General features: G+C 46.4%; 26 protein-coding genes. 16 read left to right on the top strand and 10 right to left on the bottom strand.

Annotated features, from left to right (window positions below; translation table 11 throughout):
* Positions 1–61 precede the first annotated feature (61 nt).
* The 5 genes from GO755_RS28225 to GO755_RS28205 form a co-directional block, all read right to left on the bottom strand.
* A complete protein-coding gene (locus tag GO755_RS28225) occupies positions 62–1,051 on the bottom strand; it encodes an alpha/beta fold hydrolase (protein ID WP_157588664.1) in 990 nt (329 codons plus the stop codon).
* Between the two features lie 77 nt (positions 1,052–1,128).
* Positions 1,129–1,398: an isoprenylcysteine carboxylmethyltransferase family protein gene (locus tag GO755_RS28220; RefSeq protein WP_198174960.1), complete on the bottom strand. Its 270-nt coding sequence runs from the start codon at positions 1,396–1,398 to the stop codon at positions 1,129–1,131.
* Positions 1,365–1,718, bottom strand: coding sequence for a hypothetical protein (locus GO755_RS28215; protein ID WP_157588662.1), 354 nt, complete (start codon positions 1,716–1,718; stop codon positions 1,365–1,367). Before GO755_RS28215 ends, GO755_RS28220 begins: the two co-directional genes overlap by 34 nt.
* 33 nt (positions 1,719–1,751) lie before the next feature.
* Positions 1,752–1,973 (bottom strand): hypothetical protein, encoded by a 222-nt coding sequence (locus GO755_RS28210; protein ID WP_157588661.1) that lies wholly within the window; start codon positions 1,971–1,973, stop codon positions 1,752–1,754.
* A 6-nt stretch (positions 1,974–1,979) separates the two neighbouring features.
* On the bottom strand, positions 1,980–2,333 hold the full coding sequence (locus GO755_RS28205; protein ID WP_157588660.1) for a hypothetical protein: 354 nt from the start codon (positions 2,331–2,333) through the stop codon (positions 1,980–1,982).
* 710 nt (positions 2,334–3,043) lie between these two features.
* On the opposite strand from GO755_RS28205, the gene GO755_RS28200 reads away from it, so the two are divergent.
* The 13 genes from GO755_RS28200 (at position 3,044) to GO755_RS28145 (ending at position 15,386) form a co-directional block, all read left to right on the top strand.
* Positions 3,044–5,377, top strand: coding sequence for a TonB-dependent receptor (locus GO755_RS28200; protein WP_157588659.1), 2,334 nt, complete (start codon positions 3,044–3,046; stop codon positions 5,375–5,377).
* 5 nt (positions 5,378–5,382) lie between these two features.
* Positions 5,383–6,591 (top strand): DUF4374 domain-containing protein, encoded by a 1,209-nt coding sequence (locus GO755_RS28195; RefSeq protein ID WP_157588658.1) that lies wholly within the window; start codon positions 5,383–5,385, stop codon positions 6,589–6,591.
* Between the two features lie 89 nt (positions 6,592–6,680).
* Positions 6,681–7,004: a hypothetical protein gene (locus GO755_RS28190; protein WP_157588657.1), complete on the top strand. Its 324-nt coding sequence runs from the start codon at positions 6,681–6,683 to the stop codon at positions 7,002–7,004.
* Between the two features lie 2 nt (positions 7,005–7,006).
* A complete protein-coding gene (locus GO755_RS28185) occupies positions 7,007–7,282 on the top strand; it encodes a hypothetical protein (RefSeq protein WP_157588656.1) in 276 nt (91 codons plus the stop codon).
* Positions 7,283–7,296: 14 nt separating this feature from the next.
* Positions 7,297–8,982 carry a PepSY-associated TM helix domain-containing protein gene (locus GO755_RS28180; RefSeq protein WP_157588655.1) on the top strand — a complete coding sequence of 562 codons (1,686 nt, stop codon included), beginning with the start codon at positions 7,297–7,299 and terminating at the stop codon, positions 8,980–8,982.
* A gap of 72 nt (positions 8,983–9,054) precedes the next feature.
* Entirely contained in the window at positions 9,055–9,765 is a 711-nt protein-coding gene (locus GO755_RS28175; protein ID WP_157588654.1) for a DUF4198 domain-containing protein, read from the top strand.
* Positions 9,766–9,829: 64 nt separating this feature from the next.
* Positions 9,830–10,234, top strand: coding sequence for a carboxypeptidase-like regulatory domain-containing protein (locus GO755_RS28170; protein WP_157588653.1), 405 nt, complete (start codon positions 9,830–9,832; stop codon positions 10,232–10,234).
* A gap of 231 nt (positions 10,235–10,465) precedes the next feature.
* On the top strand, positions 10,466–10,681 hold the full coding sequence (locus GO755_RS41020; RefSeq protein WP_198174959.1) for a hypothetical protein: 216 nt from the start codon (positions 10,466–10,468) through the stop codon (positions 10,679–10,681).
* Positions 10,682–10,861: 180 nt separating this feature from the next.
* Positions 10,862–11,170 (top strand): hypothetical protein, encoded by a 309-nt coding sequence (locus tag GO755_RS41015; protein ID WP_198174958.1) that lies wholly within the window; start codon positions 10,862–10,864, stop codon positions 11,168–11,170.
* The gene (locus tag GO755_RS28160) at positions 11,148–12,047 is read left to right on the top strand and encodes an AraC family transcriptional regulator (RefSeq protein WP_157588652.1); all 900 of its coding nucleotides are present in this window, start codon (positions 11,148–11,150) and stop codon (positions 12,045–12,047) included. Before GO755_RS41015 ends, GO755_RS28160 begins: the two co-directional genes overlap by 23 nt.
* Before the next feature lie 477 nt (positions 12,048–12,524).
* Entirely contained in the window at positions 12,525–12,794 is a 270-nt protein-coding gene (locus GO755_RS28155; RefSeq protein WP_157588651.1) for a transcriptional repressor, read from the top strand.
* Positions 12,795–13,242: 448 nt separating this feature from the next.
* Complete coding sequence (locus tag GO755_RS28150) at positions 13,243–14,124, top strand: helix-turn-helix domain-containing protein (RefSeq protein ID WP_157588650.1); 882 nt, start codon at positions 13,243–13,245, stop codon at positions 14,122–14,124.
* An 80-nt stretch (positions 14,125–14,204) separates the two neighbouring features.
* The gene (locus tag GO755_RS28145; RefSeq protein WP_157588649.1) at positions 14,205–15,386 is read left to right on the top strand and encodes an FAD-dependent monooxygenase; all 1,182 of its coding nucleotides are present in this window, start codon (positions 14,205–14,207) and stop codon (positions 15,384–15,386) included.
* A gap of 231 nt (positions 15,387–15,617) precedes the next feature.
* On the opposite strand, the gene GO755_RS28140 is transcribed toward GO755_RS28145, so the two are convergent.
* The 3 genes from GO755_RS28140 to GO755_RS28130 all read right to left on the bottom strand — a co-directional run bounded on the left by GO755_RS28140 (position 15,618) and on the right by GO755_RS28130 (position 17,101).
* The gene (locus GO755_RS28140) at positions 15,618–15,854 is read right to left on the bottom strand and encodes a PDDEXK nuclease domain-containing protein (protein WP_198174957.1); all 237 of its coding nucleotides are present in this window, start codon (positions 15,852–15,854) and stop codon (positions 15,618–15,620) included.
* Positions 15,838–16,236 (bottom strand): DUF1016 N-terminal domain-containing protein, encoded by a 399-nt coding sequence (locus GO755_RS28135; protein ID WP_157588647.1) that lies wholly within the window; start codon positions 16,234–16,236, stop codon positions 15,838–15,840. The genes GO755_RS28140 and GO755_RS28135 overlap by 17 nt, the downstream gene beginning before the upstream one ends.
* A gap of 409 nt (positions 16,237–16,645) precedes the next feature.
* Complete coding sequence (locus GO755_RS28130; protein ID WP_157588646.1) at positions 16,646–17,101, bottom strand: 5-fold beta-flower protein; 456 nt, start codon at positions 17,099–17,101, stop codon at positions 16,646–16,648.
* 239 nt (positions 17,102–17,340) lie between these two features.
* Between GO755_RS28130 and GO755_RS28125 the strand changes: the two genes are divergently transcribed.
* The 3 genes from GO755_RS28125 to GO755_RS28115 are packed head-to-tail and all read left to right on the top strand — an operon-like array spanning position 17,341 to position 19,797.
* A complete protein-coding gene (locus GO755_RS28125) occupies positions 17,341–18,162 on the top strand; it encodes a universal stress protein (protein ID WP_157588645.1) in 822 nt (273 codons plus the stop codon).
* 10 nt (positions 18,163–18,172) lie between these two features.
* Positions 18,173–19,279 carry an Acg family FMN-binding oxidoreductase gene (locus GO755_RS28120; RefSeq protein WP_157588644.1) on the top strand — a complete coding sequence of 369 codons (1,107 nt, stop codon included), beginning with the start codon at positions 18,173–18,175 and terminating at the stop codon, positions 19,277–19,279.
* A gap of 14 nt (positions 19,280–19,293) precedes the next feature.
* Positions 19,294–19,797 (top strand): hypothetical protein, encoded by a 504-nt coding sequence (locus tag GO755_RS28115; RefSeq protein ID WP_157588643.1) that lies wholly within the window; start codon positions 19,294–19,296, stop codon positions 19,795–19,797.
* Between the two features lie 3 nt (positions 19,798–19,800).
* On the opposite strand, the gene adhP is transcribed toward GO755_RS28115, so the two are convergent.
* Both adhP and GO755_RS28105 read right to left on the bottom strand, forming a co-directional pair.
* Entirely contained in the window at positions 19,801–20,814 is a 1,014-nt protein-coding gene (gene adhP / locus GO755_RS28110; RefSeq protein WP_227687116.1) for an alcohol dehydrogenase AdhP, read from the bottom strand.
* Between the two features lie 66 nt (positions 20,815–20,880).
* On the bottom strand, positions 20,881–21,762 hold the full coding sequence (locus GO755_RS28105; protein WP_157588641.1) for a universal stress protein: 882 nt from the start codon (positions 21,760–21,762) through the stop codon (positions 20,881–20,883).
* Between the last annotated feature and the right edge of the window lie 6 nt (positions 21,763–21,768).

Raw genomic sequence — 21,768 nt, 5'->3', positions numbered from 1 at the left:
ATCAACTTGAATTACTCCAAAAATTAGGATAAACAATACGTATATTTTCGTCAAATGCATATTACTGAGGGTTTGGCAAGAGGTTGATCAGCGCCTGAATCTCGGCCGTGACCAGATCGGGTTGTTCTGCCTGAATCATATGGCCACTTTGGCTGGCTTTTACCAACCGACTGTTCGTGGATAGGTTTAATAGATCGCGGTGGAGAGTGGCCACGATTTGTCGGTATTCTTGTCCTTCTTTTCGCGGAAATCCCTGGGTTCGTATCGACGAAGTTCCCGTAATTACTGTTAGTGGGATTGTTCCGAAAGACGTGTATTGCTCAGCATCGGCAAAATTCCGGTCATCATTGGCGACCTCATCAAAAAGGGTATTAACCGATCGGTAAAAATAATCGCGGGCATTCCGATTAAACCATTGATCGATTGGTAACTCGTTTGACAGCGGAACGAACGTAAATAGAATACGGTAAATACCTGTGTTTACCAGCAATTTGACCAGCCAGCGTGGAGGAGCTCCCAAGGTTTTCAACAGCTCAGGCGAGGCTTTTTTCAGTTGCAACGGATGAGCGGATTCGGCTAGCACGATGCCGCTAATATCGTCACGGTGCTGCTGAATAAAGGGTCTCATATAAATGCCCCCCATCGAATGGGCAATCATGATGTAGGGCTTGGGACAGGCCGTTTTTTCCAGAAGCTGGGCCAGTTCGGTCGAAACGGTCTCGTTCGTAATAGGGCGCTGACTAGCTTCACTTAGAAATAAACCACTACAGTCGTAGGAGATCGTTACGGCCTGTTTGGCGACGCTATCCTGAATCGGTTGCCACATGGTATGATCGCTTCCCAGCCCGCAGACAAACACGACGGTGCATGGTCCCTGCCCTTTTTGGACGTAGTGAACAAGGTGCCCATCGATTTCGACGAACGTTTTACCATCCAGCAAAGTCTGCTCAAGTTTCCAACGGGTATAGTACTCAAACAAACTACTACCTGCCAATAACGTAAGCAGTACGATACCGATCCATTTAACCAATTTGCCAATCAATCGTACCATGCTAAATTTCAGAATACTAAAATCCTAAGCTGAGGAGTATAATGGCTTCCTTAGACTTGCTTATTCGTTGAACTGCCCTAAAACAGGTAAGGAATAAGTCGTTTAGTGGTTTTCATATAGTGCCGATACTGGTCGCCAAACTGGTCGATCATGAGTTTTTCCTCATCCGGAATGCGCACTACAAACAGAATGGTCATACCGACAGACATCGTGAGGCTGTAGAACCAGTTGGCCGTGAGCAGTCCGAAGGAAACGACCCAGAGTAGCATGTCGGCATACATCGGATGGCGTACGTAGCGGTAAAGCCCCGATACTACGAGTTGATGCTGAGGTCGGATTTCCAGCACAGGCTCCAGTTATCACCTAGTTGCCTATGAACTCTATAAAAAAGCCACATGGCATAAGCACCTATCAGAAACCCTACCACTCTCACTCCATCAGGCAGGGATAGTTGCCCAAATGAGAGCCAATCGGTAAAGAGCCAAAGCAGCCCTGGAGGAGCTAGCGAAAGGGTTACGATCCCCACTAGTACCCGTTCCCGAATAGGTTCACGTTCAGGTATTCTATGAGCATGAGTCGTTTTATAGCGTTGCTGAAAATAGAATCGGATGCCATTCATGGCGATCACCAGTAACCCCAAACTTATTTTATAGATTAATTCATTCATGAGGTATTCATTCTAATTGACGACGAATAAGACTTACTCTTCACTTACCTGCTGGCAGCTAATTCCTTCCCGCTGAAGCGCGTCGATTACTTCGTTGGTCGTCAGTGAATCGCTAGTAAGCGTCAGCAAATGAGTTGCTTCCAGTAGATCAACGTTAAGTTGGCAATACCGACCATGCAGACAAGCTAAACCGCAAACAGCCTGTTGAAATCTGCCCATGCAGTCAATGTTGGTTCTAAATCGGAGCGTTTTCATCGTTCATTATGAGCTAGTCTCGATCCGAAACAGATTTGCATCTAGAAACTGGTAAAAATCAATCATCACTAATGCTCCATTGAGCAGTGTTTGTAGATCTATCAATTCGTCGACGGCGAACCGAAAGGCTTCGCCGTCGCAGTTGGGTGGACAAATGTCAACTGTGTGAGAGAATGGTGATTGGTGAAGCGGGCTTTTGACTTGTACCAGTTGATTAATCCGACAGGCGAATTGTCTTAACCGCTCCTGACAAACCCAAATCTGCAATGCGCCAAAATCAATGCTGTATTCGGCACTGTAACAGCAATAGGTAATCTGGCCATAAACGCTGCAAAATAGAGGGTAACTTACCTGATCCATTGGATATTTCTAACGTCTTTTAGACTACCTGATGCTTAACTTACCCAACCAACTTGGGCATAACACTCGGCAAAAGTAGACACTATTTATAATTATTCTAAATAATGGATGTAAATTTTTGGCTCGACAATTAGCTTAGACGAATCGATTCATAAAGTGTATGGATTTGATACCTATCCACCCAATTGAATACATACAGCCTTGGTTAAAGAAGGTTGTTTCCGAAAAAGAAGCGCTTTAAAATGTTAACTGCCAGCTGAGTAGGGAATCGAATGCCGGTTTAGTAATGCGCCTTTCAGACACAACACCTTTAATTTCTTAATGACGAAAAGAGGTGTGTCCAGTATGTGGAAAAATCTTTAGATAAGATAAGACCACCGCTAGGTAGCGAGATACCGAAAAGAGGTAGCTCAAAAAGACCAATGCATTTTTATATATCAATAAGAATAATCTATTGCACTTTTAGAAGCAATATTAAAAAGGCATTAATGCTATTTGGAATGAATATAAATAATGACTTAGTTTTGTGCCACTGTTTATAAAATCTTGGCCTGTAGCTGCAACTACAGATCAAGAGTTGACCAGTTTAAAGAAAGCCTTGGGGCAGCTTTAAGCGGTCTGTATAAATAGAAAGAGCCGGAGGGCTGCAACCATCCGGCTCGGCCTGTCGCTAGACAGGTGCTGTACAATGGGGTAACATCATAAAGCAAATGCAAATTAACAAAATTCTGCATGTAGGACTTCTATGTCTTCTTACATTTTGTAGCTGGGCCCAACAAACGGGCGGCAGTCTAATAGGAACTATTCGGAACGCTGAGGGTCAGGCACTACCGGGAGCCTCGGTTAGTCTGGCCGGCCGAAGCCGGGGAACGTTCGCTAGTTCAGAGGGAACATACCGGCTAGATAACATAAGCGCTGGAAAACACACGGTTGTCATCTCGTTTGTTGGCTATCAGAAAATTAGCCAGGTGGTTTACCTACAAGATGGTAAGCCGACGCGGCTGGACGTCAATCTTAAGCCAGAATCCAATGATTTAGATGTGGTAACGATAGTCGGTCGTACCGAAGTCCAGGAGGTGAACCGGCAATCGTTCAATGTTACGGCCATTGATGCCAAGCAACTCTACAATTCTACGCTTGATCTTAGTAGCGCTCTGGACCGGGTTTCTGGTGTACGGGTTCGCGAATCAGGAGGTGTCGGCTCCAATTTCAATCTTTCTCTAAACGGTTTTTCTGGCAGTCGTATCCGTTATTTTATTGACGGAGTACCAATGGACAATTTTGGTTCGTCGTTTCAGATCAATAACATTCCGATCAATATTGCTGAACGGGTTGAAGTCTATAAAGGGGTTGTTCCGATCTGGCTGGGTTCAGATGCGTTGGGCGGGGCGATCAACATTGTTACCGGCGACAGGTTTCGGAATTATGTGGATGCTTCGTATTCCTTTGGCTCATTCAACACACATCGTAGCGTAGTAAACGCGGCTGTTACGAGCAAGAGTGGCTTTACCGTGCGGCTAAATGCCTTCCAGAATTATTCGAATAACAACTACAAAGTAACGGTTGATGCCGCCGATATCTATACCGGGGCATATACGCCGAATGCCGTAGTCAGGCGTTTTCACGACACCTACCACAACGAAACGGTTATTGCCAGTGTGGGTGTGGTGGGCAAAAAATTCGCGGACCAATTGCTCTTCGGTATCACGCTGGGGAAAAATTATAAGGAGTTGCAAACGGGCGCTCGCATGGTGGCGGTTTTCGGTGGCTGGCACAGACGGGGCAACATTGTGATGCCTACACTAAAGTACCGCAAAACAGACCTTATCAAAGGTCTCGATGTGACGCTGAACGCGAATTATAACCTGGGCAAAGAACAGAACATCGATACGCTGTCGGCACGATTTGACTGGTACGGGAATTCAAAACCGAATCCGAATGGAGAAGGTCGCGGCCGCAGTCTGTCGAAATACGGCAACAACAATGGACTTGTCACGGCTACGGCCAACTACAAACTATCGGATCGGCAAGCCATTGCGGTGAGTAACGTATTCAGTACGTTTTACCGAAAAGGTACGGATGCATTTAACGAAAGTTTCACGCAGGGCGATGTACGACCCCGACTGGCTAAAAATGTATTGGGTGTCGGCTATACCTACGATGAAAAAGATAAATGGATCACCTCTATCTTCGGGAAATATTTATACCAGAATACGCCCGGACAGCCTTCTTTCAATAAACTTGGCTTTGGAGTAGCTGCCAGTTATTTCCCGACACCCGGTTTGCAGTTGAAAGCATCTTACGAGCAGGCCAATCGGTTACCTGAAGCCAACGAACTGTTTGGGGATGTGGAATTAGTGCAGGGTAATCTTTCCCTAAAACCCGAGCAAAGTCAGAACATAAACGTGGGGTTCAACTACAGTTTTACGGCTAAAGATGTCCACCGTTTTCTGATTAATGCAAACGCTATTTACCGCTATTCCGATAATTACATCTATTCCCGATTCAATCAGAATCAATCCTCTTTGGTGCTGGATAACCTCGACGGCGTGTTTACCCTTGGCGGTGAAGGTGAGGTCAGATACTCTTACAAAAAATTCGTATCGGCTGGAGCAACCCTCACGTATCAGAAGCTGGAGAATCGACAACAGTATGTGTTTGACAGCAATGGCAACCTTGTCCTGAGTCCAGTTTACAAGGATCAAATGCCCAATATCCCGTATTTCTTCGGTAACGCAGATGCCTCGGTAACGCTTCGGGATCTCGGACAAAAGGGAAGCGTGCTGAACATCGGCTACAATATGCTGTATGTGCACAAATTCTGGTTGTACTGGCCCAGCCGCGGGGGTGATAAACTGAGTATTCCCCAGCAGGTTAGTCATGACCTGAATGCGGTCTATAGCCTGAAAAATGGTAAGTACAATATCGGACTGGAAGTTCGCAACATCACCGATAATCGCCTGTACGACAACTTCAGCTTACAAAAGCCCGGTCGCGGCTTCTACATTAACCTTCGCTATTTCTTCAATTCGTTTAACATATAATCTCTATGAAATTTAAATCGACTCTCGCGCTAGCTGTTGCTGCGGGAATTATAGCATCGTGTAGTGACAAGAATGACCCTGCACTCGATAACCCAGGTAATTTTATATTGGCGGTTAGTCCGGCCGCTTCTACAGGTGTGGCTGATTATCTGCTAACAGCTCAAAATCTGGATACAGGCACCATTTCAACGGCAGGTAACGGGGTTGAGCAGGATGGCACATACCGCTATTACGTAACCCACAACGGAAAATTCTTCAGTATGCTGTACGGTCAGGGCAACCCCGGTGCCGTTACTGCCTACAACATCCAGAATGGCAAGCTGACCAAACTGACCAATTTTCAGACCGAAACCGTACAGGCTTTTGCGCCAGTTAACGATGATCTGTTGCTGTTTAAAATTTCACGAAGCCTGACTGCACCTACCTCTAGCTGGTATAAGGTCAATACGAACAGCCTGACCATCTCTTCGGAAGGAACTGTGAATACCCTCGATGTGACCGGGCTGGGCGAACTGGCTCATTTCACCTGGATCAAACAAGTGGGTACGAAGCTATTTGCTCCCTATCAAACGATCAACGATCGGAGCTTCAACACCGCTTATCCCAATCAAGCTTCCATTGCGATTTATAACTACGCCGACATGAAACTTGACAAGGTGATCACCGATAAGCGGACTAGTTTTATTGGTGCGTATTTCACAGACGGCCTTTCCGTTCAGGAAAATGGGGATATCTATGGCTATTCTCCGGCGGCTGCTACCACCGGCGGAACGATTTCTACCACCAAACCCTCGGCAATCTTAAAAATCACTTCAGGGACTACCGAGTTTGACCAAAGCTATTTTTTCGACGTGGAAGCCGCCAGCGGTGGAATGAACATTACGTCGTGGCTGTATCTAGGCAACAATACGTATGTCGTAAACGCTGCGGCAAAGGCGGAAAAAACGTCTGGATTCCCGGCTGGAAAGCGAGTAGGTATCGTAAACGTAGTGGATAAAACCTACAAAGCCGTTACAGGCATGCCCGACGTAGCCAGCATCTCCAACCTGACCAAAACCAACTATTCTCCTAAAGATGGTAAAACGGGCTATATCGGCGTCAACTTAACGGATGGCACCAGCTACATCTATAAAATTGATGCCAGCACGCAAACCGCTACCCGCGGTCTGAAAGTGGAGGGTGGATCCGTTACCGCCGTACAAAACCTGAAATAAGATACCCAATGCTGTAGAACCGGAAGGCGCTGTGTTCTTCCGGTTCTACAGTTTATACAACACATCGGGCAAATCATGCCTAATTGCTTATGATTACCACCTTGTACTTCATCCAGTTTGTCGCCTTTTACCTGTGGCAAATTACGGCTCCCAAACGTCAGCCCATAGGCGGTTTATGGGCCTACGCGCAAACGAATAAATCGCAAACGCGTCTTATCGGAGCGGCCTTGGCGCTGATTGCCTGCGTGGGCTTCGTCATGCAATGGGGTTTGGCGAGCGGTCTGTTTGGCTTTGTTGTGGGACTGATGGCCGTTGGTTGCCTTTCGGTGGTTATCGAGCCGTTCAATTACCTCCGTGTACCGAGTGTTGCCGCGATCTATGTTAGTTGTGTGATCCTAGAAATAATCCTTTAGCTATGCCAGCCAATAAAAAATACCTAACAAAATCGCCCTGGATAAAATTGTCTAAAATCCTGGCGGGTTCACTGGGCGGCTATTTAGTAACCATCAGTTTTCACGTAGCCCTGACCCGTGTATTCCCTAAAGAATACATCATGGTAACCTCGTTCATAACAGGTTATCTGCTTTGGGCAACGCTTTTATTGGTTGCTTTCCTGATCCCGCAAGCCTGGAAAACCTGGGCCATTTATGCACTAGTAATAGGAGTCTGTTCAGGCATTTACTTTAGTTAGAATCGGTTCCAATTATGGATAACAGGAAATACAATATCTATTTCAACACGCATACGGTCAGTGGCATCATTATCTGCGCGATTTTGTATGTCATGTTCTTTGCCGGTTCGTTCTCGTTCTTTAAGGACGACCTGGCCTCGTGGCAAAAAAATGAGTCCTATCTGAGCCACAAAGCGGGAGTAAAAAAGGATTTCAACTACATCCTTGATTCACTCGCTAAACATCATAACCTAAAAGGGCGCGATTTTGATTTGACGATGCAACGGCATCAGTCGGGCGTATACGTGTCCATGACGGCCTCGCACGATCCGATCGTACAAAAACTGAAGAAGCCGAAAAAGAAACCGGAAGGCAAACGCGGGCGGGGCAGAGGCCGGGGCGGAGATGATGATTCGGCGTTCTTTACCTATGATTTCAGCAAACAGCAGGAAGCTGATTACGCATCCAGCTATACCATCGGTGAATTTTTGTACCGGTTGCATTTTTTAGCGCAGGTAAACCAGGTTTTCCCTTTTAGCATTGGCGTACCTTTTGGCTACCTGCTGGCCGGTATTGTCTCGTTTATCTTTCTATTCGCCTTGATCACGGGGCTGCTGCTGCACTGGGACAAGATCGTATCGAATTTCTTTACGTTCCGACCCTGGAGTAAACGCAAAACGCTATGGACCGATCTGCATACGGTTCTGGGGGTGATCGGTTTTCCGTATCAACTCGTGTTCGCGGTTACGGGCGTGATCCTGATCTTTAATTCCTTCCTCATTATTCCCTACACGAAGTTATTTTACAAGGGCGATGAAGAAAAAATTTATCAGGATCTGGGGTACGGCGTAAAATCGGAATTTGCATATGCGAATAAGGCATTGACCACCAAATTCGATATTAATCAACTGGTTACGCACACCGAACAGAAATGGCAACAAAGCGATATCAGTTTGATCGCCATCCGAAACTACGGGGATGAAAACATGCACGTAGTGATCCAGGGAAAGCCCCATACGGATGCCCAGCTTACTGGACAGGGAGAACTGATTTACCGGATACGCGATCAGAAGATCCTTTCGGAACGGACTCCACTGTCAACGTCTTCGTATATACACACAGTCCGAGGACTTATTTTACACCTGCATTTTGGTGATTTTGGGGGCAGACCTCTGCGCGTAATCTATTTTGTGTTGGGGATTCTAGGCTGTATCGTCATTAACTCAGGGGTAATGATCTGGCTGGTAGCCAGGGACAACAAGAATATACCCGCCCGTAAACGGACATTCAATTTCTGGACGGCTAATGTGTATATCTCTTCCAGCTTAAGCCTGTTGCCAGTTACGGCGTTCACGATGACTGCCCTACTGTTTCTTAATAAACCGGGACAATCGACCCTCTATCATTGGTACTTTTATTCATGGCTCGCTCTGGGCGTTTATTTCCTGGTTCGGAAAGATCTCGCCCTGGTGAATCGGCAATCGCTATTCTTATCCGTGGTAACCTGTTTTCTACTGCCGCTAGCTGATGGTGTCCTTCGCGGTAACTGGTTTTGGAACACCTTTACCCATGGCGCTTATGACATCCTGTTTATCGATGTGCTTTTTCTTTCTCTATCGATATGTAGCGGGGCAATTCTGTGGAAGATCGAGCAGAAAAAGCCTGCTCAGCCAAGTTCAGTACTGGTAACGGAGAAAGTTGGGCAGTTAGGCAATGCTTGATACGCTTTATCCTTAACTGATACCACACCAGTACATCCAATCTAATTAATCGTCTATTTAAACTGCCCTGTCATGAACCGATTCAGCTTGCTTATTCTGCTAATTTCACTTCTTAATTTCACAGACGTATATGCTCATGCGTTATGGATACAAACCAACTCAATTGGTAAAAAGAGTCAGAAACAAACAGTTACCATTCTCTACGCCGAACCCGGCGAAACGCCCGAAAAAGTAGCTGATTGGTATTCGGATGTCAGCCAGTTTGACCTGTGGCTTATTAGTCCCGATGGGCAGAAAACCAAACTCCCCGTCACCTCAGTTCAGGACCATTTTATCGCCGAATTTACCCCCGAGCAGGATGGTGTTTATACCCTAGCGGTAGGCCATGTTGCTAAGGAACTGGGTGGCACAACCAAATATCAATTTAATGCTACCGCTACCGTAAGTGTGGGTAAGGTCAGCACGGCATCCCAAGCCACGCCAAACGAACTGAACGTAGCCCTGACCCAGGCAGACAAGACTCCTAAAGTTGGACAGACAATTTCACTGGCGGGCTATTTTAAGGAAAAACCATCCGAAAAACTTCATGTAACGGTTTCTTCACCTAGTGGCTGGATCCGGGAAATCCAGACCAAAGCCAATGGTATAGCCGAATTTACCCCCCTTTGGCCGGGTCGCTACTGGATTGAAGCGTCAAAAACCGAAAAACAAACTGGTGAACAAAATGGCAAAACGTACCAGTCGGTCTGGCGATGTGCAACCTACGTAGTGGATGTAAAGTAATCAGATTGAGTCGTGTAAATTGACCGGTAGTTGCAGGTCCTGCAACTACCCTAACGATCTGTTAATGAAATATGTACTAGAGTTAATTTTATTAATTAGCCTGATTAATCCGGCGTGGGCACAAATCGATTTACCCGGCGACATTCAGGGGCAATTGCTTAAGCCCGATCATCAGCCTGCCGCCTTTGTCCGTGTATTAATTCGGAACGGGTGCCGACGAACCGTTACCAACCAGTATGGACAGTTTACGTTCGGTCAGTTGCCTCCCGGTCAATACATAATCCGAATTGACGAGCCGGAACTGGAATCTCAGCGCGAAGTTGTGACTGTTGTTGGTGATCAGTCGACCCAGTTTCTGCTAGTAGTTACCCCCAAATTGAAATCAATATCAGCTGATGAACCGGTTTGGGTAGATGCCCAAACGTACCAGCTAAAACCGTTGTCTCAGGGATGGTCGCTTAAAAACTAGCTAATGCTACGCTCACTAGCCTTATTACGTACCCTGGTTAGGCTTTGATAGCCTAATGATACCTAATGAGCATACCAACCTCACTCTCAGCTAGCTCATGGCTGGGAGTTATAAATAGATTCATTAAAGCACGATCACCCAAAACGCGAATCGTCCACCATAATCCGTCATTTGTCGGACAAATCACCGATCTTCGCCAGTTACTTTTGCCAGGCAAATTAATGAATAGCTATGGCAAATATCATAAAAAGAGCCGCCTTTAAGCTGATGGAAAAAACATTGGCCGAACACGCCAACGTATTGGACGTCAGAACATGGAATCCCGCTTCAATGGTTGAAATTGACTTATCCCTTCCGACCGTGGATATGGATAAATGGAAAACGATACCCCGGCTGAAGTGCAAAGTGGATGAATTTGAATACCGCGATTACACCCCTGCCTGGTAGGAAGCGGAAAAGGGAATCTGCACGCTGTATGTTGAAACCGGACATAACGGGGCGGGTAGCCGCTGGGCTCAACGTGTTCAGCCGGGTGATCAGGTCATTGTAGGCCCTGCTCATGCCGCCCTCCTACCCGCAAAACCAGGTAAGATTTTAGGTCTGGTTGATGGGAGTGCGCTTGGCCATATGCTGGGATTAAAGCAGTTGACCGACCCAGTTGAGCATCCTCTGGAAATAGGCGTATTTCTCCAACATGACTACCAAATTCCAATTGAGTTACGCCATGAAAATCCGGAATTTGAGTTTATTCGCCAACCTGAAGGGAGTAGTAGTAGTTTGGATACCTTAGAAAACTGGACACGTAACAAAGATTTAATTGAGTACAGTTCGATTTATATTGCGGGCTATATACCCATGGTTCGGGAATTGCGGAAAAAGCTGAAAACCAGAACTCATTATAACACGACTATCTATGCACACGGATTTTGGCGATAATCACCCACTACGATCTGTGGCCAAAGACCCGATACTGGTCTATCAAATGGATGAACATTCGGAAGGGATAGCCCTGTTCAAGTTGCCGCTTCCGATGCTTCAACAGTATCAGGACGAATTGGCTCATCCGCACCGGCATGATCATTACACCTGTTTTTTTCTCGAAGAGGGCACCATAACCACTTGCATTGATTTTCAGCCCGTAACAATTAATAAAACGTCTTTCCTGTTATCGTATCCAGGTCAAATTCATCAGGTTGGCTCTGCTCCCCCCTGTAAGGGCTGGATACTGGGATTTGATGCCAAACTGATTGATGAAACAGTTCGAAATTTACTTGAACAGTCACTCTCAAGCGTAACTTTATTAACGTTGGATGAACGAGAGCAGGAATGGTTCAGAAACATGCTAATACTAATTGATGAGTCCCTGCATAAGAACAAAACGGTCATTTTTCATCATAAGCTCGTTCAGACATTGCTCAATGGGTTTATCTACCGAGTGGCCGCTATTTTCCAGGTGCAACTCAATGACCGAATTCGGGACTATTCCTCCCGAAATCTAGAAATGACCCGAAAATTCCGTCAATTACTGAATCAGCAGGTGCTAATTTGCAAGCAGCCTTCGTCCTATGCCCAACAGTTGAATGTGTCGACCAGCCACCTGAATGATACAGTTAAGTCCGTGACGGGCTTTTCAGTTACCTACCATATCCAACAGTCGATTTTGACCGAAGCCCAACGTTTACTGGTTTATACCGATCTAAGCGTTCAGGAGATTTCCACTCGGCTGGGTTTCGAAGATCCCAAATATTTTATCCGTCTATTTGGGAAAGGGAAAGGTTTATCGCCAGCTAAATTTAGGAAGAATAACACATGACAAGTGGTCCCCTTGGCTTGGAGAATAGGCTTCGAAAAAGTAATCATGGATTTAGCTCGCGTTCACTTTGAGCGACTTGTAACAATGTTTACAGAAATAGACTTAGCCAAAACCCTTATCGTTCGTCGGTAAAAGACCGCCAACCGTCGATTTGTTGAGACAGAGATGAACATTGCTCTTATTTTTGATTAACGTAGACTAGGGTAACTAATCGTGATTTATAGACTATCCGATAGTTGACAGACTATATAGTGAGCTTCGCTTGCTTACGCTTAACACTTGTGAAGTTTTACCCTCATTGGTCGGCAAGGGTGGTTATTACCTGTATGACTGCTACAGATGCAGGATGACATTTAACTCGCTAAAACGCCAGGGGACTTTATAGGGGCCAAGTTGCGAAGCCCAGGCATCATATCGATATTGGTATTTTTCGAAGAGGAACGCGTTGTACTCCCCTTCACATATATTTAATCCCGTATGGATCAAGAATTGGTAGATAAAATTAGAGATTATGCCCGGCAGAATGGCTTCCGACCGGCCAAAAAACGAGAGGTGGTGGCTTTGTCACTTAGTCAGTTTGAACATGGAATAGATGGTGATTCTCTTTGGAGTTTTCTGCGAAATGAACATCCAAGCATTAGTCGAGGCACTGTATACTCATCCTTAAAGTGGCTGACAGAATCTGGTATTATTACCCGTAAAGTTCGTGATGACCGGGTTTATATTTTTTCCCTCCAGCCCATGTAATCAGTCCATTGGCCTAAACGAGCCACATGCTAGTGGCTAAAGTTGACAGTTATTAATTTATTATAACAATACACCATTATACTCAAAAATCATTCATTTAGACGTCCGATTCGTTTTGGAACAAGCTATCTAAAAGGCATCTTATAGTCACTGACAGATAATTAATGTTGATTGATCGAAGTTATGGGAATAGCCTGAAAGTCCTTTGGGCCTTGTGACAATAAAGGGTTGTTTGTTTCTCCAGATTACCTTTAAATACAACCATCAGTAGGAGTTAACCAGCACTATGATTCTTACTAGACAGTATAGCTGGAGTGCTGGGTGTATTTCCTGTTTTTGACAGAATGTCCGCAAATCGAAATGCAATTCAGCTACTGGGTCTTCCAAACATGGGCAAGACCGTATACCCCCTTAAAAAGAGTATCATTGTGTCGTGAATTGATAAACGATGCGTCAGAAAATCAAACACATTCCTTTAAACCCAATGGCGGACATGTTCGGTCCAGGTATTGCCATTGGAAAAGCCTCGGTTAACGAGTTAAGTACCTTCGGGCAAGCCGAATTAAGAACTCTTAAGCAGGCCAAGCAATCACACCGGGATGACTATCATTTATTCTTCTTGCCCGAAAAAGGGACTATTTCGATAGAAATTGATTTTCAAAAATATGACATAAAGCAATCGTCGGTTATCTATATTCATCCCCATCAAGTGCATCGGGTAATCACTTTTGAACAGGTGACGGTCAGCTTTTGGGTAATTAATACTGAAAATCTACACCCTGAATACCTTAACGTATTGGCTGACATTGCACCGGCAAAACCCCTATCGTTAACGAAAGAAACGTTTTCCATTATCTCCGAAGCGGCATCTCTATGCCTAAAACTCTCGGAAAGAACCAACGATAAATTATATCATTCCTTACTAAAAGACAGCTGTAACACATTAGTCGCTTTAGTCGCTTCTCAATACGTAGAAACCTCGAAGCCAGCAGACAAACTTTCACGGTTTGAACTCATCACCAAAGCCTTCAAATCAGCATTGGAACGTGAATATGCCACCGTCAAGAAACCGACTGCGTACGCTCAAAAACTAAATATATCTACAGATTATTTGAACGAATGTGTCAAAAACACAACGGGTCATTCTGTTTCATATCACATCCAACAACGGGTAATCTTAGAAGCCAAGCGTTTATTATATCATTCTGATAGATCGGTAAAAGAAATTGCAGCTGAATTGGGCTATGATGATTATCCTTATTTTTCACGGTTCTTTACCAAGGTCACAGGAATAACGGCCTTGACGTTTCGAAACAGAAACCCTGAATAGTCCACTACTTGCCCGTTATTGCTATTGTTGCCCCCCCATATACGATGTTGCTTTGCATTGACAAAAAACTCGTATACAACATGGAATCAGCAAACAAAATCAATGTGCTCATTTCGGGGGCAAGTATTGCCGGACTTAGCACCGCTTATTGGCTAACAAACTATGGCTTTACCGTTACGATTGTAGAACGCGCTTCCCATATCCGTCCAGGGGGGCAGGCCGTTGATGTACGTGGGCCCGCCTTAGAAGTAGCCGAACGGATGGGAATACTGGATTCGATTCGCAACAACAGTACTAAGCTGAAAGGTATGTCAGTGGTTGAGGCTATATCAGGGAAAGAGATATATAGCAACTACGAGCAAACATTTACTGGAGGCAGGCATGACAGCCCTGATGTTGAGATATTGCGTGATGACCTGTGTCATGTCCTCTTTGAAGCCGTTGGCGATCAGGTAACTTATATGTTTGATGACACCATTGTAACGCTTGATCAGGATGAAACAGGCGTCGATGTAACCTTTTCCCATGCGGCTTCACAGCGCTTTGATCTGGTTATTGGTGCCGACGGTATACGGTCAAACGTACGAAAGATTGTGTTTGGTAGTGACGAACAGTTCATCCGTTACCTTGGCCATTATGTCGCGATATTTACAATGCCGAATTATTTTGAGCTCGACCATTGGGAAATGATTTTTCAACACGAAGGCACTCCGCTAGCCGTGTGCATCGCTAAAGAGAGAGACCGTGAAGCCAGAGCGTATTTAGGATTCAGTTCCAGTGAGCCACTGGACTATGATCACAGGGACCTTAATGCCCAAAAGCGGCTGATCGCAGAACGGGCGGCTAACGTCGGGGGAATGATGTTGAAACTAAAAGAGTTCATGCAGACCTCAACTAATTTCTACTTCGACTCGGTGAACCAAACGATAATGGATACCTGGTCTAAAGGGCGCGTCGTGTTAGTTGGCGATGCGGGTTACAGCGTATCGCTGTCGCTTGGTCAAAGCACTTCAGTAGCTATGGTTGGTGCGTGTGTACTATCTAGCGAATTGGCCTCACATAAGGAAAATCTACCAACAGCCTTTGCTAATTATGAAGTTGAATTGCGCGACTACGTGCTAAGTAATCAAAAACTAGCGTTTAAAACGAGTACTGAACCGCAATTGACACTTCCAACAGAAGAAGGAACTGCTGTTGAAACGGCTGATCTACCGGATTTCGGACTCTCAGTAATTCCATTTACATTCAAACACTATTCATAATTTCTAATTAAAAATAGCAGTCATACTATCAGGCGTTCTAAAGTGGATAGGCGATTTACTGGAAAGCGCTACCAGCCTAAGGCTGGCAGTTTTAGAATCTGCTTACAGTAGGCCCGCTATTAAGGAAGCACGTTTTCAAGATTGACAGCATTAAAAAAACTATATTTCCTTTTTACTCAAAAATCGTTCACAAAACCCTCGGGATAGATTCAGAGCCAGATTTTGAGTCTGTTAATCCAGACGCTCACCTTTATTTTTCAACTCCTGTTCAAGATCTTCAATGGAAGGCAGTTGCGATTTCAAATCCTCAGGGACTGCTCTGGTTAATTGATAATCGGCCACACTTAAGGGATTGGTGATGCCTGCCAGAGCATACTTAGCCAAGGCTTGGTTGTTGCCCTTGCACAAGAGCAAACCAATTGTTGGATTATCCTCTTTGGTTCGGAGATAGTCATTGATTACAGTCACATAAGAATAATTGCTCGAAGTTTTCTGCATTGTCTAACATCGGGACTGCATCTACGGTATCCTGAGAGGTTTCATGTAATTTTGCAACAAGGTGTTGCAAAATTAAGGGCAGATTAGCCAACACAAATTTCTTCATGTAGCCCAAGTTACGAGTTGAAAAGCCATCAACCCTCGGAAACGCCTGGTGAATGTCAACTGAAAGACGATCAATTAACTTGGCTCCCCAGCCTTGTTGTTGCTGAAAAAACAGGATTAAACTACCCACCTGCCAATAGGACAGTAAGAGTTGTTGATTGGCAGATGTAGCTACTTTAACTTGAGCCTGTTGAATCTGTTGTTTAACCCGTTTAAGTAGTTCTGGGTATTGCTTAAACTCTTCCATTATGAAATTTACCGATGATCAGGCTTCTATCCTACTAGATAGAGATCGGCAATCCTTATGAAAATTACCACCCTAGGAGAATACCCTCTGAATAAATGTATAGGCCTGCCTGAAATTTTATCCTATTTTTACAGGACATTCAGATCTTAGGCAAGTACAAACAAGGGTAACCGTTAAAGCCATCTTAGGAGCCCATTTTATTAATGTTGAGCTATTCAATTTGTTGCGCCAATAACCAAGCACTCAACTGACTTTAAGATGTAACGTATGTTGAAGAATCGTATAAACTAGTTCAGTCGTTATCGTTCACGAAAAGGGTAACTGCCAACAATAACTGAACTAGTGGAAACTAGCCTTCAAAATAGTTCAGAAAAAGGTCCGATACCAATCAGGACAAGACATTACCTGGTTATTTTTTCTTCGCCACTGGTTTTTGGTGGGTGCGCACATCCAATCCGTTGCTCAGACAATGCAAAGCACAGGCTGATCCTTTTAGACCATCATCAACTGAACCTATCTTGTTCCCTTTCGCATCCAGAATGTCGCAGGTCTCCCCTTTTCTGTCTTTGACGGTGAATATGAGTTCTCCGTTCGCGTTATAATAGGCTTCTCCATTTTTGGCTACTTTGCCCAGTTTCTTTCCCTGAGCGTCTGATAATGTGCCATCAGAGTTTAAAAACGCTACTTTTTTCCCTTTGGCATCCTGAATAATGCCCTGTTTAGTGACCAAACCAACCTTTTCGTCCTGAAAATACACATCGCCCTTCGCGTTGATATAATGCCCTTTGTAATCCTGGGCCTGCTGGGCAAACAAAGGAGAGATCGATAAACTTAGGAGAATGAGGAAATACGTTAACTTTTTCATAGTGTTTATTAAGTTAATGAGGTTAACAAGAGTCAGCTAGCTGTTCCAGGGTGATTCGTATATAAGTAAGAGGCCTATTACGCAGCTGAATTCAAAGTTAGCGGTAAGCCGGGTGGGGAATAAGAAGTCAGGTCAGCTATTGTCCTGATTTCTATCAGGTTACCAACTGCATTGGCTCATGGATGAGTAACTGACTTTCCGCTTCCTTTGAGGAAACAAGTAAACCTCTACTACTCTTCATGAAAACGATTCTGGTTCCCACCGATTTAAGCCCGATGACCCCTTATGCGCTGGATGTAGCTGTCGGTCTGGCACGTACCTATCAGGCCGAAATTATTCTCCTGCACACTGTACTGAATGAGCTAGCCCCTATACCCGATCCAGTCGGCGGTTTCACCTATGACCTGAACCCTGTCTACCAGGAGGCTTGGAATGAGGCCAAAGAAGCCCTGTGCACAATGGCCGCTAATCCTGCCTATGCAGGCGTCACGATCAAAAAGAAGTTAGGCAGCAATATCGAAGGGTTAATTCGTTGCATTACTGAACAACCTGCTGACCTGATCGTGCTCGCATCAAAAGGCGCATCGGGCCTGCGGGAATGGCTGGAAGGGTCCCACGCAGAACTGATTGTCCGACATGCTAGCTGTCCCGTGCTGGTCGTTAAGCAACCGCTGATGCATTTCAACCCCCAGCATAGTATTTGCGGCATTGACCTGGATGAAAAGCTAATGCAGCCTCATACCTATCCGTTTCTGCTCACCAGCCAACAAGTCCAGCAGTTTGTCTACGTACTAACGCCCACCGATAGCCGTGAGCCGGAAGGTATTCAGCAATGGATGGCAGACTACGCTCAGGTGCAGGGAATTTCACCCTATCAGTTAACAATTAAGCACGACAAAACTGTACCCGATGGTATTCTGCAGTATGCCGAGAAAGTGAAGGCCGATCTGGTGGTGCTATTTACTCACGGACATACCGGCCTGCGACATTGGATTGAAGGCAGCGTGGCCGAAGATGTGCTGAATCACGCATCGATGTCGGTCCTGATTATGCGACTGTAAACGGCTCATCATGAATCGGAGAACCTTTCTGTCAGCTACGGGCGGTTTGCTATTCATGAAAACCACCCTATCCAGACCGATGAATACGAACCTTTTTTCAATCAGCAAGAAAAATCCTATTGTACTTCAGCCAAACGAACGGGACATATTAACGCTGGCTGCGCTGGCGCCCAGCGGGCACAATACCCAGCCCTGGCAAATCGAGTACATCGAACCCTACCACTGGATTATTGGGAATGATTCCTCCCGGTGGTTGCCCGTCGTCGATCCCAATCAACGCGAAACGATGTTATCGCTAGGTGCTTTCAGTCAGAGTCTGGACTATGCCGCCGGTTATTATGGCTATCATTGCCAATGGACGTTACTGGCCACGTCGAACCAAGACGAGGAGGTATTAGACGTGAAACTCATTAAATCTGGACAGGTAGCTAATTTTGACATTACTAAACTTCAGGAAAGGCGCACCATGCGCGCTCCTTTTCTGGACAAAGCGATTTCCGGCCAGGATATGCTGGCGTTGACGGCCTCCGAAAAAGAGCATTTCGTTTATATACCTCGAAATGACCCGCACTGGAGGAGGCTGAATGAACAAACCCTGGACGCCAATCGACAGCAGACCTATCGGAACCAGGCTCAGCAGGAATTAGCCAACTGGATCCGGTTCAGCGAGACCGATGCCAAGAGCCATCGCGATGGATTAACGACGGCAGGTCTTGAGCTAACCGGCATTAGTGGCTGGGTGGTCAGTCACTTTTTCACCCCGGCAACGGTCCTCAAAAAAAGCTTTCGGGAGCAGGGGCTGAAGCGAGTCAGTGAGCAGGTTGCCCATTCTGGTGGCTGGCTGTTACTGACCAGTCCCGATTCAACGCCGACCGCGCTGCTGGAAGCGGGCAGGCGGTTGCAACGCCTTTGGGTACAGCTTCGGGAACGGAGCATTGCCCTTCATCCAATGACCCAGTTGCTGGAAGAAGGCCCTTACTGTCAGCAGTTACCTGGCGAACTAGGCATTAGTCAACCCATTCAGTTCCTGCTCCGAATTGGTTATGTCAGGGATTATCCGAAGCCCGTTTCCTTACGAAGATCCGTAGACGACTTTTTAACCGATCATCGTAGTTAGCAAGCCTTTTACCTATGAGCCTAGCTTCGATTAAACCCTATTTGGTAAATTGCTTTCTGCTAACCATCCCTGTACTAATCTGGGATACATTGTTGACCGATAAACTGCCGGGAGCCTATCAGCCAGACGTATTCTGGCATAACCTTCCAGCCTGGCTATCGTATGGAGAAAACAGCTCGCGGACCCTTGTTTTCCTACTGACCCTATTGATGCCCATTCGGATGGTGTCAGGTATACAAAAAAGGGGGCTGTTTGTCTATGTGGCGGGGCTGCTGGTCTATTTCGCTTCCTGGTTACCCTTGATCTACTACCCAACAAGTAGCTGGAGCCATAGTCTTTGGGGATTTATGGCTCCAGCGTATACACCCTTAATCTGGTTAATTGGTATTGGGCTGATTGGTCAATCATTTTACCGCAATATTCCGTTTCATCGCTGGTATTTTCTGTCGATAGCCTTTGTCTTTGTCGTGTTTCATACGATTCACACGTATTTGATTTATAACCGCCTTCATGGCTAATCGTCAGGCGACTTCCAGCACCACCCGCCCGTTGACCTGTCCAGCGGCCATGTCAGTAAGTACCTGATTGATATTCTCCAGCCGGTCGGTGTGGTAGTGCACCTTCACTTTCCCATCGGCGGCAAACGCCAGACTTTCGGCCAGATCCAGGCGGGTACCCACAATCGAGCCCCGAACGGTTTTACGAGCCAGCACCACATCGAAAATATTCAGGTCAAAATCACCGGGTGGCAGCCCAACCAGCGACAATGTGCCATGACGACGTAGCATACCCACCGCCTGCGCAAAGGCCGGGCGCGAAACGGCCGTCACCAGTACGCCATGAGCGCCGTGAATCGCCTGCTGAATTCGGGCCACCGGGTCTTCGGTAGCTGCATTGATGGTTAACTCAGCGCCCACTGATTTGGCCAGCGCCAGCTTATCCTCGCTGATATCCACCGCAGCTACGTGCAGGCCCATCGCTTTGGCGTATTGTACCGCCAGGTGACCCAGCCCGCCAATGCCTGAAATAGCCACCCATTCACCCGGTTTCGTATCGGTTTCTTTCAAGCCTTTGTAGACCGTAACACCCGCACAAAGAATGGGAGCGGCTTCGGCAAAGGGCAGGTTATCGGGCAGATGACCCACGTAATTTGGATCGGCGAGTACGTATTCGGCGTAGCTTCCCTGCACCGAATAACTAGTATTCTGCTGGTTTTCGCAGAGAGTTTCCCAGCCCGAAAAACAGTGCTCGCAGTGGCCGCAGGCCGTGTACAGCCAGGGAACACCGACGCGATCGCCTTCTTTCACGCTGGTTACCCCTGCACCGACAGCGACAACCGTGCCGACGCCCTCATGCCCCGGAATCAGGGGTAGTGTGGCTTTAACGGGCCAGTCGCCGTTGATGGCGTGCAGGTCGGTATGACATACGCCACAGGCCGCGACTTTGACCAGAATTCGTCCAGGTACAACCGTAGGAACCGGAACCTGCTCCAGTTGCAGCGGCTGCCCATAGGCACGGGCCACGGCCGCTTTCATGGTAGTGGGTAACATTATAAAGTGGATTACTTTTAAGTGGGTAATAAAACGATTCGTTGTGGCCGTCTAGGATTCTTCCTGCCAGGCACCTCGTGTACTGGTTTCTGTTTCCGGCTCGGGGTAGATTGCTACACCATCGTACAGCGTTAGTAGGGGCACACGGGGCCGATACGCCAAATGGCGGCTTACACTCTGCCCCGTCAGTGCTTCCAGCCAGCCTTTCTGATGCGGTACAGTAACCAGTAAATCCACCGTATGCGTATCCAGATACGAATTGATACCATGTAGCACATCGTCGTCGTGAATGCAATAGACATCTGTTTCTATTGTATCGAAATAACTCAGGAGTTCAGCCTGCTCGTTGACGGAAGGCCAGGCGGCCCGATTATCTGGGTCTTCAATCGTTAGCAGGGTTAATTGAGTGTTTTTAAATGTCGCCAGTTCATTCAGCGGTTTGAGCACTGCCGTTTCCCCTCGAAGCTGATAATCGCTGGCCAGTACAATGTTGCTAAGGGGCCGAATCGGAGCGGTAGCAGGCACGACTAGCACAGCCGTTTTTAGCTGTCGAATCAGCCCAGTAGCTACACTACCGATCCATTCGCTGTTTCCTTTGCCAGTAGCTCCTACAACAACCAGATCAAACGATTCACTCGCCAGAATAGCCTCCACCGCTCCTACAGGCCAGCCCGGAATGATCTCGCCCCGGTACGAATGATAAGCGGGAACACATTCCCCGCGGATGGTGTGGAGTAATTTCTTCAGATTTTCCTCCGCGTACTGCCGGTAGGTTTCCGCCAATACCTCGGTATTATAGGTTGTATCGGCCTCCAGCGGATAGGCGTTGACCAGACAAAACTGGGCGGTCGCATCGCTAAAAAGCGCCTGGGCAAAATGAATAGCGTGCTCGGAAGCTGCTGAAAAGTCGGTTAATAAGAGGATTTTTTTCATGGTTGT

Source organism: Spirosoma arboris (assembly GCF_009754945.1).
Lineage (GTDB): Bacteria > Bacteroidota > Bacteroidia > Cytophagales > Spirosomataceae > Spirosoma > Spirosoma arboris.
This window is presented reverse-complemented; position numbering and strand designations above follow the sequence as displayed.